1 rRNA gene and 1 pseudogene are annotated in these 626 nt (G+C 66.3%); both read left to right on the plus strand.

What is annotated here, in order from left to right:
* Positions 1-60 precede the first annotated feature (60 nt).
* Positions 61-177 (plus strand): 5S ribosomal RNA (gene rrf, locus ON43_RS07720).
* A 179-nt stretch (positions 178-356) separates the two neighbouring features.
* A pseudogene (locus ON43_RS07725) lies at positions 357-626 on the plus strand (hypothetical protein); the annotation flags it as partial.

A 626-nucleotide genomic window follows, 5' to 3' on the forward strand; every position in this document is an offset into this window, starting at 1 on the left:
AGATACAGGAAGACGAAGACCCGCAAGGTCTTTGGCTCTCTGTGGATAGTTTCATAGAGTTACGGCGGCTATAGCGGTGGGGAAACGCCCGGTCCCATTCCGAACCCGGAAGCTAAGGCCACCTGCGCCGATGGTACTGCACTCGACAGGGTGTGGGAGAGTAGGACACCGCCGGAACATCATTCCAGAATAGGGGACCCTCACGGGTCCCCTATTCTGCGTTTCAGCGCCCGCGCTGCGTGGACGCTCGAGCACGCGTGATTCAATTTGAGGTGTGCGGGACACTCCCGCGACCCTCACGCGAGCCAGCGCCGCGGCCGGGTACGGCAGGCTTATAACACTAGAGAGGGATCACCGTGGCGGAGCAGAACGACGGCCGCAAACCCTTCCGCCGCAACAGCGGTGGGACCGGACAGGGCGGCTACGGCCGACGCGACGACAACGAACGGCGCGACCAGGGCCGGCCCGAACGCCGCGAGGGCGGCTTCAACCGCGGCGGTGGTTTCAACCGCTCCGAAGGCGACCGCGATCGCGGCGGCTACCAGGGCGAAGGCGGCCGCGGCGGCTTCAACCGCGACGGTGGCTCCAACCGCGGTGACCGCGAGGGCGGCTACAACCGTGGCGGT

The sequence above is a fragment of the Nocardia concava NBRC 100430 genome (assembly GCF_000308815.1).
GTDB lineage: Bacteria > Actinomycetota > Actinomycetes > Mycobacteriales > Mycobacteriaceae > Nocardia > Nocardia concava.